Here is a 15,867-nt window from a genome sequence, read left to right as displayed (position 1 = left end):
CAACCATGGCAAAGATCATTGATATCAAGGGTCGTGAAGTTCTCGATTCGCGCGGCAATCCCACTGTCGAAGCCGACGTTACCCTGGATGGTGGCGCGTTTGGCACTGCCTGTGCACCGTCGGGCGCCTCCACCGGTTCGCGCGAAGCGCTGGAGCTGCGTGACGGCGACAAGAGCCGCTACATGGGTAAGGGTGTGCTCAAGGCAGTGGCCAATATCAATGGGCCGATTCGTGAGTTGCTGGTGGGCCGTGATGCAACCGACCAGGCCGGTCTGGACCGGGCGATGATCGATCTCGACGGTACCGAGAACAAGGCTACCCTGGGCGCCAACGCGATTCTTGCGGTATCCCTGGCCGCCGCCAAGGCCGCTGCCCAGGCCAAGGGTATTCCCCTCTACGCGCATATTGCTGACTTGAACGGCACACCCGGCGAGTACTCCATGCCGGTCCCCATGATGAATATCATCAACGGTGGCGAGCATGCTGACAATAACGTCGATATTCAGGAGTTCATGGTCCAGCCGGTTGGCGCCAAGAGTTTCGCCGATGCATTGCGCATGGGTGCCGAGATATTCCACCACCTCAAAGCAGTGCTCAAGGCCCGTGGGTTGAGCACCTCGGTAGGCGATGAGGGCGGCTTCGCGCCGAATCTGGCCTCCAACGAAGACGCCCTGGCGGCGATCTCCGAAGCCGTTGCCAATGCCGGGTACACCCTGGGTGATGACGTCACTCTGGCGCTGGATTGTGCTTCGAGCGAATTCTACAAGGATGGCAAGTACGATCTGGCTGGAGAGGGGCAGGTATTCGATGCTGCCGGTTTTGCCGACTACCTTGCCGGCCTGACCGAGCGATTCCCGATCATCTCCATTGAAGACGGCATGGACGAGTCCGACTGGGCTGGCTGGAAGATTCTGACCCAGAAGATCGGCGACAAGGTGCAACTGGTGGGTGACGATCTGTTCGTGACTAACACCAAGATCCTCAAGCGCGGTATCGATGAGTCCATTGGTAACTCCATCCTGATCAAGTTCAACCAGATCGGTTCATTGACCGAAACGCTGGAAGCCATCCAGATGGCCAAGGCTGCCGGTTTTACTGCGGTGATTTCGCATCGCTCGGGCGAAACCGAAGACAGCACTATTGCCGACCTGGCGGTGGGCACCTCGGCTGGCCAGATCAAGACCGGCTCGCTATGCCGTTCCGACCGCGTGGCCAAGTACAACCAGTTGTTGCGTATTGAAGAGCAGCTTCAGGGCAAGGCCAAGTACAACGGTCGTGCCGAGTTCCGTAGCTGAGTGATGCTGCCCATGGCCGCTATCACAGCGCAACTCGCCAGTTGCATACCGGAGGCAGCCCTGGCTGGGCTGTCACGGCTGAGTGCTGACTGTGGGGGGCACCTTCTGTGAAGTGGCTATGGGTAGTCGCGTTGCTGTTGCTCGCCGGGCTGCAATATCGTCTCTGGGTAGGCGAGGGCAGTCTCGCCCATGTCACCCAGCTCAAGCAGGAAATTGCCGAGCAGTCGCGGGTCAATGAACAACTGCTCGAACGTAACCGGGTCCTGACAGCCGAAGTCAGAGAGCTGAAACAGGGGCTGGAAACCGTTGAAGAGCGTGCCCGGCACGAGTTGGGCATGATCCGTGAGGGTGAGACACTTTTTCAGCTGAGCACCGACTGATGACCTCGTCAGTGACTTACTGGGTGGTCATTCCCGCAGCGGGTATCGGCTCGCGTATGCGGGCCGATCGGCCCAAACAATATCTGCCACTTGGCGATCGCGCTCTGATCGAACATACCCTTGATTGTTTTCTGGACCGGCCTGGTCTCAAGGGGCTGGTTGTCTGTTTATCGGCTGTCGATCGCTGGTGGGATGATCTGGCCTGTGCCAGCGACACGCGAATCCAGCATGTTGTTGGCGGCCGCGACCGTGCCGACTCGGTTCTCGCCGGGCTGCTGGCGCTTTTGCAGCAAGGTGCAGACAGGGAAGACTGGGTGCTGGTGCATGATGCAGCCCGTCCCAATCTGTCGGCGACGGACTTGCACAATCTGCTCAACACCCTGGCTGATGATCCTGTTGGCGGGCTCCTGGCGGTACCAGTGCGCGATACGCTGAAATGCGCCGGGCCTGATGGCAGGGTTGCTTCCACTCCAGACCGTTCCCTGTTCTGGCAGGCTTACACGCCACAGATGTTTCGTCTTGGCGCCTTGCACGATGCCCTTTTCCGAGCGCTGGCTGCCGGCGTGTCGATCACCGATGAGGCCTCGGCCATGGAGCATGCCGGCCAGGCGCCCCGTCTGGTCGAGGGCCGCTCGGACAATATCAAGGTTACCCGTCCCGAAGATCTTGAGTGGCTGGCACGCTTGCGCGGCTAGCACAACAGCTCTCGTTCCCGGCTCTGGCTTGGCACGCTTTCCAGCAGGGTCATCAATTGTCCTCTCTGTATTTTTTCTTCTGACCGGAGTTGTCGGGCCATCCGTCTGCCCAGTACAAAATCCCGTTGACCGAGTTTTTGCCGGTGATATGCTGTATGTATATACAGTAATCGTGGGGTAGGGATCATGGGTGCCGTTGTCGCTCTGGACACCTTGTTGCAGCAGCGTCAGGTTTGGAAAGGCCAGCCTACGGGTTTGCCTGCCCATATTCAGCCTACCGGGCATGCGGCTCTGGATGCGGCATTACCCGCCGGTGGCTGGCCAGATACAGCTTTGAGCGAGATCCTTTATGCCCGCGATGGCATGGGCGAACTACAATTGCTCTGGCCCACCCTGGCGCGTTTGAGCCAGGCAGGTGAGCGCATCATGCTGGTCGCGCCGCCCTTCATCCCCTATGTTCCGGCCTGGCAGGCTGCGGGGATCGATCAGCGGCAACTGGTGATGGTTGATGCTGCGGGGGATCAGGCTCTGTGGGCCGCAGAGCAATGCCTGCGATCGGGCTGTTTTGGCGCGGTAATCTGTTGGCCTCAGCGCGCTGGTGATCGAGCACTGCGGCGGATCCAGGTCGCCGCGGAAACTGGCGAAACTCTGGCTTTTGCCTATCGGCCGCTGGCTGAATCAGCAAATCCGTCACCCGCGGCGTTGCGCCTGGTGATCGATGATGCGGCAGGCCAGGTCAGGGTGCTCAAGTGCCGTGGCGGTCGCCCCTCGGCTAATGCGATAAGCATTCGAGCAGGGCGCTAAAGCTATGCGTTGGGCCTGCATACTCTTTCCCCAGTTAGCTCTTGATGGCGTGCTGCGACATCGTGAAGACCCCAAGGCAGCGCTGGCTCTTATTGCTGGTCCAGCTCAGCGGCGGATGCTGCAGACGGTTACTCCTGCCGCACGCGAGCTCGGCCTGCGACCCGGCATGACGCTTACCGCGGCCAGGGCATTGACCGATGAGTTTGTTATCGCTGAATACGACGAAAAGCAGATCGAGCACTGGCATCATCTTCTGGCTGCCTGGGCCTATCGTTTCAGCTCCCACGTGAGTCTGCATTATCCTCGGGCTTTACTTCTGGAAGTACAGTCGAGCATGGGGCTGTTCGGTCCCTGGTTGCATTTCGAACAACGGCTGCGCAATGAGCTGGATGCCATGGGCTTCCGCCATCGCATTGCCCTGGCGCCCAATCCCGCTGCTGCCCGGATGCTGGCCAATAGTCATGACGGCATTGCCGTTCCTGACCGGCATGCACTGCGAGAAACGTTAGGTAGGATGTCTGTTGAGCGTATTGGCCTGGCTGGTGAGACGGCGACTGCCTTTTCGCGGATGGGGCTGCGGCGCTTGCATCAGGTGCTCGCGCTGCCCCGCGATACCCTGGCCCGGCGTTTCCCGGAACAGGTTCTGCGGCATATCGACACCTTGCTCGGGGACCGCCCCCTGGTGCTTGATTGTTTCGCACCGCCGGATTTTTTCGATGTGCGCATCGAGCTCAATTTTGATGTGGAGTCCAATCAGACGTTATTTTTTCCCGTCAAAAGGTTGGTGTCCGACCTGGCAGCCTTTCTTGCAGGTCGCGATAGCGGAGTGCAGCGTTTTATCCTGCATCTGGAGCACCGCAATCTGGAGGATACCCGGCTCACAGTCGGCCTGTTGGCGGCTGAACGCGAGTCCGAGATGCTCTTCGAATTGACCCGCGGACGACTCGAAACCCTGCAGATACCCGCTCCGGTCCAGGCCGTGCGCCTGGTTGCCAGGGACCTGCCACGTTTTGTGCCCGAATCATCCCAGCTGTTCGAAGATCGGCCGCAGCAGAAGCTGCCCTGGGAGCAGTTACGTGAACGGCTGCGCGCCCGCCTGGGCGATGATGCTGTGCTTGATATATGCAGCCATCCGGATCATCGACCCGAACACGCCTGGCGCCAACAGGCAGCAGGCAAACCTGACCTGGCGGTTGCCCTGCCGTTGCGGCCTGGCTGGCTGGTGTCCGAACCTGTCGCGCTGGGGGACGATGCCGGACAGATACTGGCGGGCCCGGAAAGGATCGAGTCCGGTTGGTGGGATGGCGCAGACGTTCGTCGAGATTATTACCTGATCAGAACTGAACATGGTCAGCTGGCCTGGGCATTTCGCCAAGTCGGTCAGGCCGGACCATTCTGGCTGCACGGCTGGTTTGCATGACGGATTATGCCGAGCTGCATTGTCTATCGAATTTTTCTTTTCAGCGTGGCGCATCAAGCGCCGCTGAATTGTTCGAGCGCGCAGCTCGGCATGGTTACCAGGCCCTGGCAGTCACGGATGAATGCACCATGGCTGGCATAGTCCGCGCCTGGCAGGCGTCACAGGAAAATCAGTTGCGGTTGATAGTCGGCAGTGAAATGCAGATACAAGGCGGGCCCAAGGTGGTGCTGCTGGCGGAAGATCTGACCGGTTATCAGGTGCTCTGCGATCTGATTACCCGGTCCCGTCGCCGGGCGGAGAAGGGTGATTATTGCCTGCTCGCCGAGGATTTTGATCAGCCGTTACGGGGTTTGCTGGCGCTGTGGATTCCTGAATCTGGAATAGATGATGAACAGGGCCGCTGGCTTAAACAACGATTTAACGAGTGTCTCTGGATAGCTGTCGAGCTGCACTGTGGCCCTGACGATGCTGCGCGATTACAGGAGCTGCTGGCCTGTGCAGAGCGGTTGCAGATCAGGCCGGTGGCGGCCGGGGATGTGCATATGCATGCCCGTGGCCGCCGGGCCTTGCAGGATACAATGACCGCAATTCGTCATCACTGCACCGTCGCCGAAGCTGGCCTGAGGCTGTTTCCCAACGGTGAACGCCATTTGCGCAGTCCGCAGTTGTTGGCAGAGATTTATCCTGAGTTTCTGCTGGCAGAAACACGTACGATCGCCGATCGCTGCCAGTTCGACCTGGGTCAGTTGCGCTATCAGTATCCGCGGGAACTGGTGCCTGAGGGTCATACCGCCAGCCAATGGTTAAGACATCTGACGGAGAAGGGCATTGCCTGGCGCTGGCCAGAGGGTATTACTGCCAAGGTACGTCAACAAGTCGACAGCGAGCTGGAGCTGATCGAAGAGCTGGAGTACGAAAGCTACTTCCTCACAGTGCATGACATAGTCCGTTTTGCCCGCAGTCGACATATCCTCTGCCAGGGGCGCGGTTCGGCAGCCAATTCTGCCGTGTGTTTCGTGTTGGGCGTGACCGAAATTGATCCGGCACGGATGAATATGCTGTTCGAACGCTTTCTATCCCGGGAACGCAATGAGCCGCCGGACATCGACGTGGATTTCGAGCATGATCGGCGCGAAGAAGTCATCCAGTATGTGTTTCAGCGCTATGGGCGCAACCGCGCTGCCTTGACTGCGGTAGCCAGTTCCTACCGCGGTGCTGGCGCCCTGCGTGATGTTGCCCGGTCCCTGGGGTTGCCGCCGGATCAGGTCAGTGCCCTGGCCGAGTGCTGTGGCCGTTGGAGCAGCAGGATTCCCAGCCATGAACGATTGCGCGAAGCCGGATTTGATCCGGATAATTTGATATTGCATCGGGTACTGACGTTGACCGAACAGCTTATCGGTTTTCCCCGTCACCTGTCGCAACATCCGGGCGGCTTCGTTATCTCCGAACACCCTCTGCAGACCCTGGTGCCGGTAGAAAATGCGGCAATGGATGATCGCACCATCATCCAGTGGGACAAGGATGACCTGGACATGGTCGGTCTGCTCAAGGTGGATATTCTCGCACTGGGAATGCTCAGCGCCCTGCGTCGCAGCTTCGATCTGCTACGCGACTATCGCAACCTTGATCTTACCCTGGCGACCATACCCGCTGAGGACAGTGCCACCTACGACATGCTGGGCCGTGCCGATACCGTGGGTGTATTCCAGATTGAATCCCGGGCGCAAATGGCGATGCTACCCCGGTTAAAACCCAGAACCTTCTACGATCTGGTGATCGAGGTGGCCATAGTGCGCCCGGGTCCTATCCAGGGCGATATGGTGCATCCCTATCTGCGGCGGCGCAACGGCGAGGAGCCGGTGGTCTACCCATCAGAGGCCCTGAAAGCTGTTTTCGAACGTACCCTGGGCGTACCGTTGTTCCAGGAGCAGGTGATGGAAATGGCCATCGTCGCTGCGGGCTATTCTGCCGGGGAGGCCGACCAGTTACGTCGTTCTATGGCCGCCTGGAAGCGGCGGGGCGGCCTTGAGCCTCATAAGGAACGGCTGGCCAAGGGCATGCTGGAGCGTGGCTATACCGCCGAGTTTGCCGCGCAGATATTCGAACAGATCAAGGGTTTTGGCAGCTATGGTTTTCCCGAATCCCATGCGGCCAGTTTCGCCCTGCTGACCTATGCCAGCAGTTGGCTCAAATGCCATGAACCCGCTGCCTTCGCCTGCGCCCTGATCAATAGCTGGCCAATGGGTTTCTATAGCCCCGACCAGATTCTGCAGGATGCACGCAGGCACCGGATCGAGACGTTGCCCGTCGATGTGCAGTGCAGTGACTGGGATTGCTCCCTTGAGCCCACAACCGATATGCCTGTCCAAACGGAGCAGCCAGCTATTCGGTTAGGTCTGCGCATGGTCCGGGGGCTGCATGAGGAAGTGGGCCTACGCATTGCCCAAGCCAGACAGAAAAAAACCTTCGATGATGTGAGCGATCTCAGCGTGCGTGCCGGATTGAGCCATCGAGATCGCGAATTGCTGGCTGATGCCGGCGCACTGCTGGGGCTGGCCGGTGACCGGCACAAGGCACGCTGGGCGGTGGCCGGGGTTGAGCCTCAGCTGCCCCTGTTTGCCGGCCAGTCTTCAGGTCAGGAAAAGCAGGTGCTGCTACCGGCGCCTACGGTCGCTGAAAACCTGTTTGCGGACTATGCCGCAGTGGGTACCACGCTGGGACCGCATCCGTTGAAACTGTTGCGCGAAGAACTCAAGCGTTGCCGTTGTCGCAGCTCTCGGGATCTACTGGTGGCCGAAAGTGGACGGCTCATATCGGTCGCCGGGCTGGTCACCGGTCGCCAGCGACCCGGCACGGCCAACGGCGTTACTTTCGTCACCCTTGAGGACGAGTTTGGCATGATCAATGTGATCGTCTGGCAGGATCTGGGCGAGCGGCATCGCAGGGAGCTGGTGGGTTCGCAACTGCTGCGCGTGGATGGGCGGTTCGAATCAGAGAAGGGCGTCAGGCATGTCATTGCCGGGCGACTGCAGGATCTGACCCCCATGCTGGCGGGCCTGGATGTGCGCAGCCGGGATTTCCACTAACAGCTGCACATATCCGGCCTGACTCGCTACAGGCTGTAGTGTCTCAGTTCCCTGGCGATCAACAACCGCTGGATCTCGCTGGTCCCCTCATAAATCTGGGTAATGCGCGCATCCCGGTAAAGCCGCTCAACTGAATAGTCCTCCAGATAGCCATAGCCACCGTGGATCTGGATTGCTTTGGAGCAGACATCCTCGGCCATTTCACTGGCAAACAGCTTAGCCTGGGAGGCTTCTGACAGGCAGGGCTGGCCTGCGGTACGCAAGCGCGCTGCATGCAAGATCAGCAAGCGTGTTGCATTGAGCTTCATATGCATGTCGGCCAGCATGTTGGCGATGCTTTGATGTTCGGTCAGCGCCTGGCCAAACTGGGTGCGGTCACGGGCATAGATCAGAGCCGCCTCGAACGCTGCCCGGGCAATGCCCAACGCCTGCGCGGCGATACCGATACGGCCGCCTTCCAGATTGGATAGCGCTATCGACAGACCCTTGCCGCGAACCCCAAGCAGGCTGCTTTCCGGAATCCGGCAATTATCCAGGGTGATGGCGCAGGTGTCGGAGCCGCGGATACCCAGCTTGTGTTCCATGCGGTCGACGCGAAACCCCGGGTTATCCGTAGGAACCAGGAAGGCCGACAGGCCTCTCTTGCCCAGTTCCGGGTCAGTGATCGCAAACACCACGGCCAGGCTGGCGCGTTTGCCGTTCGTCACGAACTGCTTGGCGCCGTTGATGACCCACTCGCCATTCTCAAGTACCGCGCGGGTACGCAAGTTGTGCGCCTCGGATCCCGCATGGGGTTCGGTGAGACAGAAGCAACCAATCGCCCGACCGGTGGCCAGCTTTTCCAGCCAGGTGTCCTGTTGTTCAGCTGAGCCGTAGTTGAGAACCGGCCCGCAGCCAACCGAGTTATGCACGCTCATCAGAGCGCCTGTTGCCCCGCAACCTGCGGATATTTCTTCTACCGCCAATGCGTAAGCGCTGTAGTCGGTAAAACTACCGCCTTTTTCCTCAGGGACGACCATGCCGAGCAGCCCCAGCTCACCCATCTGCTGGACGACGGCATCGTCGATCCAGCCATCACGATCAAATTGCGCTGCCCTGGGTGCCAGCTCGGCGCGCGCAAACTCTCGCGCCATATCGCGCACCATGCGCTGGTCTTCGCTGAACTCAAGATCGTTCATTTACAGCCCCTTGAAGAAAGAATCGACCCTCTTGGGGTCCAGTTTCGAGATGGAGGAGGGGTTCCACTGTGGGCTCTTGTCCTTGTCGACGAGCAGGGCGCGAACGCCTTCAACGATGTCGCCATGCTCGAACCACTGACGATCCAAATGCAGCTCCATGGCAAAGCATTCCGGCAGGCTGAGCTTGCGGCCGCGGCGCAACAGTTCGAGGGTGACAGCCAGGGCCAGAGGCGAGCGTTTATCCAGGATTTCCACGGTTTTCTGCGCCCATTCCTTGAATTCACTGCGGTGTTCACTCAGCAGTGACTGGCGGATAGCGGGTATGTCATGTTCGACAAAGTGATGGTCAATGGCGGGCTGCAACTTGGCTAGGTCACTGCCGGGCAGTTCAGTCAACGCAATATCACGCAGCATCTGTTCCGGCGTTTTCAGCGACCAATCCAGTTGGTCGAAATGCTGATCCAGTTTCGACATGCGTTCGCTGGGCAGATGGACGTCGGCTAGGCCCGCGTACAGTGCGTCTGCGGCGCCTATATGATTGCCAGTGAGGCCCAGATAAGCCCCCAGCTCGCCAGGCAGGCGGGGCAAAAAATAACTGCCGCCTACATCGGGAAAATAACCGATGCCGGTTTCGGGCATGCCCAGTCGCGCGCGTTCGCTGACCAGCCGTAGGCTGCAACCCTGCGCCAGGCCCATGCCTCCACCCAGAACAAAGCCATCCAACAGCGCAATTACGGGTTTGGCATAATCATGAATATATTGATCAAGCATGTACTCATGGCGGAAAAACTCCTCGATACCCTGCTTGCGTGCCTTGTGCAGCTCATAGAGTCCTCTTATGTCGCCGCCTGCGCAGAAGGCGCGATCGCCGGCGCCACGCAACACAACGGCCTTGACGGATTCATCGCTGGACCATGCCTTGAGTTGGGCATGCATCAGTCGCACCATTTCCAGCGTCAGCGCGTTGAGGCCCTCCGGACGGTTCAGCGTCAGATAGCCTATGTGGTTGCGCGTTTCGGCCAGAATAACCGCTTGCGACTCTGTCATTGATCCTCTCCTGAATACAGTTTGATAATGGCGGAAAAGTCCATAGCTCCGTGGCCCTGGCTACTGAACATCTGATAGAGCTGCTGGGCTAGTGCGCCAAGTATGATGGGTTGCTTTTGCTGTTTTGCCGCTTCGGTTGCCAGGCCCAGATCCTTGAGCATCAGGTCGGTGCCAAAGCCCCCTGTGTAGTTCCTCGAGGCGGGTGCGCCCTCGATCACCCCCGGATAGGGGTTATAGGTATCAGAACTCCAGCAGCGCCCGCTCGAGGTGTTAATCACACCAGCCAGTACTTTCGGATCCATTCCCAGAGACACCCCGAGATTCATGGCTTCCGCTACGCCTATCATGGAGATGGCCAGCAACATATTGTTGGCCACTTTGGCGGCCTGACCGTTGCCCGCGGGGCCACAATGCACGACATTTTTCCCCATGGACTGCAAAACTGACAAGGCGCCATCGTAATCCGTATTGTCTCCACCGACCATAAAAGTCAGGGTCCCGGCTTCTGCCCCTCCTGTGCCACCCGAAACCGGAGCGTCGAGCATCGGATTACCCTGCTGCAATGCAGCGGCAGCTACGTCACGGGCGGTCATTGGATCGATGGTTGAGCTGTCAATCAGACGCACCCCCGGGGCTACGCCGGACAACAGGCCCTGTTCGCCGAGGTAGACCTCTCTGACATGGGATGCTGCCGGTAGCATGGTGATGATCAGTTCCACATCGCTTTGTGCGATGTCGATAATCGAAGGAGCGGCAGTTGCCCCTGTGTTAACCAGACTTGCAACAGCCGCGGCTGCCAGGTCAAAAACAGTTAGCCGGTAACCTGCGCGGAGCAGATTGCGCGCCATCGGCGCGCCCATGTTGCCCAGGCCAATAAAACCAATATGCATGTTGGCAGCTCCGTGGTCTTCTGATTGGTGTTATCCAGTCATGGTAGTCGGCAAGCAGCGGTTGATACAGGGGGATACCGGACGCGGGCAGGACTTCGGGTCAGTGGCTGCTATTGGGCGGCAACTGAAGTGAGTTACGAAACATCTCATCCAATTCGCCGTTGGCACGCATCTCTTCCAGCGCGGCGCGTACCAATGGTACGTGAGCTGCGGTGCGGCTGCCGTGGGATACATACAGGTAGGCTTCATGGCCGCGGGTGAGCACCTGGGCACGGAAAATGCCGGGGTCGAGCTGCGCTTGCCTGAGGCTGTGATGCAGTAAAATGTCGCTGGTTATCAGAGCGTCCAGACGCCCCAGCTGCAGCATGCGTAATGCCTGATCAAGGCTCGATACCGGCAGCTTGACGATGCGCTGGTCAGCGTGGAAATCCTCGCCATAATAGGTGCCGCCAATATAACCCAGCGTCTTGCCAGCCAGAGCGCCGAGGGTCAGGTTTAGCCGCGACTCGCGATGGGTCATCAACATAATGTCGCTCACCTGTACCATGGCGACCCGCTCGGCAAAACTGTCCACCTCAGGGTTTTGAAACAGCATCGTGTAATCGCCATCGCTTCGGCTGAAGTCAGCCAAAACCCGTTGGTGGGGCAAAACCCGGTAGTTCATTTCAATACCGGCTTGTTCGGAAAGCCGCGAGGCAAATCTCTTTATAATGCCTGCCGGTTGATTGTCCTTGTCGAAATAGCCCCATGGCCAGACTTCGGCAATCAGAAAGGTCGGTGTTGCGGGTGGTTGAGTCACCGGAGCGCCCACTGCACTGCATGAGGTGATCAGTAGGGATAGCAGTAACAGTCGAGGTGAAAACATAAACGGGCCTGGGTATTATGGCTGGATGTCGCCGACAGTATAGGGCTGTCAATCCTGTCCGCAATATTCCTCTGGGTCGAAATTCAGGCAAAAAAAACCGCCGAAGGAGAGTATCCGTTCGACGGTTTTTCAGATTGGTTGCGGGGGCAGGATTTGAACCTACGACCTTCGGGTTATGAGCCCGACGAGCTACCAGACTGCTCCACCCCGCGTCTGAGGGCTGCATTCTACGCATTGGCGCTGCGCTGTCAAGCGATTGAACAGAAAAGATTTTTTTGTCTCGCCGGCGTCGGGTTGATGATGGCTGCCGGCTTTAAGATTAGCGCCTCGGCAGGCCCCGGATTCCATGACATGCGTCACAATGCCACTATGGATACTTGGCTTTGTTACATTCTCAGGCGTATGCTTGACAGGCTGATGAATGAAAATAATAAAAAATCGCCCCCTCGTGGCGGTGGAGTCCAAAGTGACCGATGAACCCAAGCGTTACTCCCTGTCTACCTGGCGCGGTGAATTTCTTCATACGGATACCGAGCTTGCCTATCGGGAGCATGTCAAGGAAGAAACAGCCAGACACTTGATTGTAGCCTTGCGGGTGTGGGCTTTCCTGCTGCTGGCGTTTGGCTGGCTCGACTATATCGCCCTGGGCATGAGTGAGGGTTTTTACCACCTGATGGGCATGCGGGTGTTGTCGGCAACGCTGGTGCTGATATTCTCCGTTGCAGTCAAATTCAAGCCCCGGCTTGCCAGAGACGGCATTGGCGTCACGGTCATCGAGGTCATTGGCTTCTTTCTGTTTTTCCTCATCTATTTCGTGCGACCGGACATTATCAGCTGGAACATTGGCGTTACCGTCATCCTGCTGATCAGTATCTACATTTTTGTACCCAATCGGATCATAAACTCCAACCTTGTAGCCTTGTTCGGTATATTCGGTTCCCTTTATTGCATCTACTTGCTCAATGTTGCGCCGCCACTTCTGGTGGGGATTTTCTTCATCCTCTGCCTGCCGACCATCATTGGTTATTTTGCCGGGGTGCGGCTGAATTTGGGTAAGCGCCATCAATACGCACTGTTCATTGAAACGGTGCAGATCAATCAGTCCCTTCAGGCCGAGATAAAACGTCGGGAGGAGCTGGAGGTTGAGCTGAAGCTGCAGGCCACTACTGACCCGCTTACAGGGCTGCTGAATCGCAGGCAGTATGAAACCCTGTTTCGCCGCGAGCAGGAGCGGGTACGCAGGCATGGCAGCAAGTTGACTTTGTGTGTTACCGATCTGGACCACTTCAAAAAGATCAACGATCAGTATGGGCACGATGCCGGCGACCAGGTGCTCAAACACATCTCTGATCTGTTTGTTGCCACGCTAAGGCACACCGACATCGTGGGGCGTTTCGGTGGGGAGGAGTTCATTCTTTTGTTGCCTGACACCGACCTGGAAAACGCCATGATTGTCATTAACCGCTTGCGGGAAAAATTGCAGGCGAGCTCGGTCAAGTCCGATGATCTGGAGATTCGCATAACAGCTACCTTTGCGGTTACAGAGGTCAGCCAGGACGATGCAACTATCGAAGATGTGATTCGCCGCGCTGACAAGGCCTTGTACCAGGGCAAGGAAGCGGGCAGAAATCAGGTGGTTGCCAGTTAGCTTTCTCTGACCGGATGACCTTCGGTGATCCGGGTTCGCTTGACTGATCAGGTACAATAGGATGCTCCTATGGTCCCTATTGGATTTTCCGAGTCAGCCTGCCGTGCGCAAAATCATCCATGTCGACTGTGACTGTTTTTATGCTGCAATTGAAATGCGTGACGACCCACGCCTGCGCGGGCGCCCACTGGCTGTGGGTGGTGATGCTGACAAGCGTGGGGTCGTGGCGACCTGCAATTATGAAGCACGTGCATTCGGTGTGCGCTCGGCAATGGCCTCGGCCTACGCACGCAAGCTGTGCCCTGATCTGCTGATCGTGCCGCCGCGCATGGCGGCCTACCGTGAGGCATCTCAGGCTATTCAAGCGATCTTTACCCAGTTTACCCAGCTGATTCAGCCGCTTTCGCTGGATGAAGCCTATCTGGACGTGACAGCCAGTGAATCCTGTCACGGTAGTGCAACCTTGATGGCCCGCGAGATACGGCGGTTGGTACAGGCCGACCAGGGCATTACTGTGTCAGCTGGCGTGGCGCCCAACAAGTTCCTGGCCAAGATCGCCAGTGACTGGAACAAGCCCGATGGGCTGAAAGTCATCTTGCCTGAGGAGGTAGAGGAGTTCGTCAGAAGGCTTCCGGTTGAACGGCTGCATGGCGTTGGACGAGTAACGGCTGCGCGCTTGAAGAGCCTGGGTGTTGATGTGTGCGCTGAGCTCCTGCCTTGGCGCAAACAGGATCTTGCCAGGGAGTTCGGGAGTTTTGGCGAGCGACTGTGGCAACTGGCCAGGGGGATCGATGACCGACCCTTGGTTGTAGAAAGTAAACGGCAGTCGGTGAGCGTCGAAAACACCTATGATCAGGACCTGCCCGATCTTCAGGCCTGTCTCAACGCCCTGGCACCCCTGTTGGAGAAACTGGCTCAGAGATTGGGTCGGCTCGAAGGTGAGTATCGGGTGAGCAAGCCCTTCATCAAACTCAAGTTCCATGATTTTACCCAGACTACGCTTGAGCAGGCTGGCGCCCCGGTGACTCCGGAGGGTTATCGCGAGTTATGCATCCAGGCCTTTGCCCGTGGTGGCCGTCCAGTGCGCCTGATCGGTGTAGGTGTGCGTCTGGATCATGCACATAGCTTGCTCGGTGAGCAGCTCAATCTGTTCTGAGAAAATCAGGATTTCTGCTTGGCGCAGGCCGGGCATAGATGATTGTCGCCCTTGGGCGCCCAACCCATTTCACCAATCCGGACCACCGCTTTTTCTGTGCGTGCCTGCAGGTTGTCCTTGTCAAGCACAAGAAATTCGAACGCCTGCTCTTTTTCGCAGTTGCCGCATCGTATGGACCAGCCAAGCACTGAATGCCCGCGCAGATCAGGACCCCTGGCTGTGGCAGTCCATTGTCCCGGTGGGTTGATCAGATAACGCACCTTGTCGACCAGCAAGGACATTGGCAGGTCGCGGCTGCCCTTTATGGTGCAGACCAGCGTATCCCCCGGTTGGACACCGCCTCCCTGCCCGGTCACCTGAAAAAGGCCGGCTGCCAGGGTGCGGCACTCGATCAAAGTGTGTGCCGGGTTTAGAAGGCTGTGTCTGAAGTCGTGTTGAGCCATGGGAGTCACCGCAAATAGGGGACGGGTATGATAACACCCGAGCTTGGTGGTATATCACCCGGATCACTGATGGTCGGTTGAAAACCGGCGAGCAGTTATGATGTAGATACAACTGAATGCACTCACATCAAAAGAGGGATGTCTAATGAGCGTCAAGCAACTGTTCGATCTGACTGGCAAGGTCGCCCTGATTACCGGCGGAACCAAGGGTCTCGGCCTGCAGATGGCCGAAGCGCTGGGTGAACAGGGTGCGAAGGTATTCATCAGCGCGCGCAACAGTGCCGAAGTCGATGAGGTCGTCGCCCAACTCAATGCCCAGGGCGTGGAAGCCGGCGGCATCGCCTGTGACCTGGGAAAACTGGACACACAGCCGGTCAAGACCCTGGTTGACGCGGTCGAGGCCAAGTTTGGAACCGTCGATATTCTGATCAACAATGCCGGAACCAGTTGGGGTCAGCCTGCCGCGGAACATAGTTATGAGGGCTGGCAGAAAGTGATGACTCTGAACGTCGACGTGTGTTTCCTGATGGCTCAGGAAGTGGGTCGCCGGTTCATGATTCCAAGACGCTCCGGCAAAATCATCAACATTGCCTCGATTGCTGGCTTCAAGGGCAACCGTGCCAACTCCGGTATCCATACCGTGGCCTACAACACCAGCAAGGCGGCCGCAATCAACCTGACCCGCGCACTGGCAGGTGAATGGGGTGCCTACAATATCAATGTGAACGCCATATGCCCGGGCTACTTCCCCACCAAGATGGCCCAGGGCCTGGCGAAAGTGACCGAGATGATCAAGGAAGGCACTCCGCTGGGTCGCATCGGCGGCGAAGAGGACATCAAGGGGCCGGCAGTATTCCTGGCTTCCGAGGCCTCGCGCCATGTGACTGGTCAGGCCATCGCAGTGGACGGTGGTAATTCGGTAGTCTGAATAAGGTTTTGCCGGGTAAGACGCCCGGTATT

At 58.1% G+C, this 15,867-nt stretch carries 14 protein-coding genes and 1 tRNA gene; 9 read left to right on the top strand and 6 right to left on the bottom strand.

Annotated features, from left to right (window positions below; all coding sequences use genetic code 11):
* Positions 1-5: 5 nt before the first annotated feature.
* The 6 genes from eno (at position 6) to FZF01_RS08525 (ending at position 7,680) form a co-directional block, all read left to right on the top strand.
* Complete coding sequence (eno, locus tag FZF01_RS08550; RefSeq protein ID WP_150277727.1) at positions 6-1,295, top strand: phosphopyruvate hydratase; 1,290 nt, start codon at positions 6-8, stop codon at positions 1,293-1,295.
* An 89-nt stretch (positions 1,296-1,384) separates the two neighbouring features.
* Positions 1,385-1,675, top strand: coding sequence for a septum formation initiator family protein (locus tag FZF01_RS08545; RefSeq protein ID WP_373286415.1), 291 nt, complete (start codon positions 1,385-1,387; stop codon positions 1,673-1,675).
* Positions 1,675-2,370, top strand: a complete 696-nt coding sequence (gene ispD / locus FZF01_RS08540) for a 2-C-methyl-D-erythritol 4-phosphate cytidylyltransferase (protein ID WP_150277725.1) — start codon at positions 1,675-1,677, stop codon at positions 2,368-2,370. The genes FZF01_RS08545 and ispD overlap by 1 nt, the downstream gene beginning before the upstream one ends.
* 186 nt (positions 2,371-2,556) lie before the next feature.
* Entirely contained in the window at positions 2,557-3,174 is a 618-nt protein-coding gene (gene imuA, locus FZF01_RS08535; RefSeq protein WP_150277724.1) for a translesion DNA synthesis-associated protein ImuA, read from the top strand.
* 4 nt (positions 3,175-3,178) lie between these two features.
* Entirely contained in the window at positions 3,179-4,594 is a 1,416-nt protein-coding gene (locus FZF01_RS08530; RefSeq protein WP_150277723.1) for a Y-family DNA polymerase, read from the top strand.
* Positions 4,570-7,680, top strand: a complete 3,111-nt coding sequence (locus FZF01_RS08525; protein WP_195809119.1) for an error-prone DNA polymerase — start codon at positions 4,570-4,572, stop codon at positions 7,678-7,680. Before FZF01_RS08530 ends, FZF01_RS08525 begins: the two co-directional genes overlap by 25 nt.
* Before the next feature lie 26 nt (positions 7,681-7,706).
* Here FZF01_RS08525 and FZF01_RS08520 read toward each other — a convergent pair whose 3' ends face one another.
* The 5 genes from FZF01_RS08520 to FZF01_RS08500 form a co-directional block, all read right to left on the bottom strand.
* Positions 7,707-8,858: an acyl-CoA dehydrogenase family protein gene (locus FZF01_RS08520; protein ID WP_150277721.1), complete on the bottom strand. Its 1,152-nt coding sequence runs from the start codon at positions 8,856-8,858 to the stop codon at positions 7,707-7,709.
* Entirely contained in the window at positions 8,859-9,905 is a 1,047-nt protein-coding gene (locus FZF01_RS08515; RefSeq protein ID WP_150277720.1) for an enoyl-CoA hydratase/isomerase family protein, read from the bottom strand.
* On the bottom strand, positions 9,902-10,795 hold the full coding sequence (gene mmsB / locus FZF01_RS08510) for a 3-hydroxyisobutyrate dehydrogenase (protein WP_150277719.1): 894 nt from the start codon (positions 10,793-10,795) through the stop codon (positions 9,902-9,904). The genes FZF01_RS08515 and mmsB overlap by 4 nt, the downstream gene beginning before the upstream one ends.
* 100 nt (positions 10,796-10,895) lie before the next feature.
* On the bottom strand, positions 10,896-11,660 hold the full coding sequence (locus tag FZF01_RS08505) for a substrate-binding periplasmic protein (RefSeq protein WP_150277718.1): 765 nt from the start codon (positions 11,658-11,660) through the stop codon (positions 10,896-10,898).
* 135 nt (positions 11,661-11,795) lie between these two features.
* Positions 11,796-11,872 (bottom strand) — tRNA-Met (locus FZF01_RS08500).
* Positions 11,873-12,081: 209 nt separating this feature from the next.
* Here FZF01_RS08500 and FZF01_RS08495 point away from each other — a divergent pair.
* The gene (locus tag FZF01_RS08495; protein ID WP_150277717.1) at positions 12,082-13,308 is read left to right on the top strand and encodes a GGDEF domain-containing protein; all 1,227 of its coding nucleotides are present in this window, start codon (positions 12,082-12,084) and stop codon (positions 13,306-13,308) included.
* A gap of 61 nt (positions 13,309-13,369) precedes the next feature.
* Positions 13,370-14,464 (top strand): DNA polymerase IV, encoded by a 1,095-nt coding sequence (dinB, locus tag FZF01_RS08490; protein WP_150277716.1) that lies wholly within the window; start codon positions 13,370-13,372, stop codon positions 14,462-14,464.
* A gap of 5 nt (positions 14,465-14,469) precedes the next feature.
* On the opposite strand, the gene FZF01_RS08485 is transcribed toward dinB, so the two are convergent.
* Complete coding sequence (locus tag FZF01_RS08485; protein ID WP_150277715.1) at positions 14,470-14,907, bottom strand: hypothetical protein; 438 nt, start codon at positions 14,905-14,907, stop codon at positions 14,470-14,472.
* A gap of 145 nt (positions 14,908-15,052) precedes the next feature.
* Here FZF01_RS08485 and FZF01_RS08480 point away from each other — a divergent pair, with 145 nt between their 5' ends.
* The gene (locus FZF01_RS08480) at positions 15,053-15,835 is read left to right on the top strand and encodes an SDR family oxidoreductase (protein WP_150277714.1); all 783 of its coding nucleotides are present in this window, start codon (positions 15,053-15,055) and stop codon (positions 15,833-15,835) included.
* Positions 15,836-15,867 lie beyond the last annotated feature (32 nt).

Source organism: Halopseudomonas salina (assembly GCF_008641105.1).
The sequence above is the reverse complement of the archived record's forward strand: the minus strand, read 5'-3'. Positions and strand labels throughout refer to the sequence as shown.

Bases quoted from the DNA above. Each gene is read 5' to 3' on its own strand.
- FZF01_RS08485 (WP_150277715.1), bottom strand. From the start codon at position 14,907: ATGGCTCAACACGACTTCAGACACAGCCTTCTAAACCCGGCACACACT.
- FZF01_RS08480 (WP_150277714.1), top strand. From the start codon at position 15,053: ATGAGCGTCAAGCAACTGTTCGATCTGACTGGCAAGGTCGCCCTGATT.
- dinB (WP_150277716.1), top strand. From the start codon at position 13,370: ATGCTCCTATGGTCCCTATTGGATTTTCCGAGTCAGCCTGCCGTGCGC.
- eno (WP_150277727.1), top strand. From the start codon at position 6: ATGGCAAAGATCATTGATATCAAGGGTCGTGAAGTTCTCGATTCGCGC.
- imuA (WP_150277724.1), top strand. From the start codon at position 2,557: ATGGGTGCCGTTGTCGCTCTGGACACCTTGTTGCAGCAGCGTCAGGTT.
- FZF01_RS08495 (WP_150277717.1), top strand. From the start codon at position 12,082: ATGAAAATAATAAAAAATCGCCCCCTCGTGGCGGTGGAGTCCAAAGTG.
- FZF01_RS08505 (WP_150277718.1), bottom strand. From the start codon at position 11,660: ATGTTTTCACCTCGACTGTTACTGCTATCCCTACTGATCACCTCATGC.
- mmsB (WP_150277719.1), bottom strand. From the start codon at position 10,795: ATGCATATTGGTTTTATTGGCCTGGGCAACATGGGCGCGCCGATGGCG.
- FZF01_RS08515 (WP_150277720.1), bottom strand. From the start codon at position 9,905: ATGACAGAGTCGCAAGCGGTTATTCTGGCCGAAACGCGCAACCACATA.
- FZF01_RS08530 (WP_150277723.1), top strand. From the start codon at position 3,179: ATGCGTTGGGCCTGCATACTCTTTCCCCAGTTAGCTCTTGATGGCGTG.
- ispD (WP_150277725.1), top strand. From the start codon at position 1,675: ATGACCTCGTCAGTGACTTACTGGGTGGTCATTCCCGCAGCGGGTATC.
- FZF01_RS08520 (WP_150277721.1), bottom strand. From the start codon at position 8,858: ATGAACGATCTTGAGTTCAGCGAAGACCAGCGCATGGTGCGCGATATG.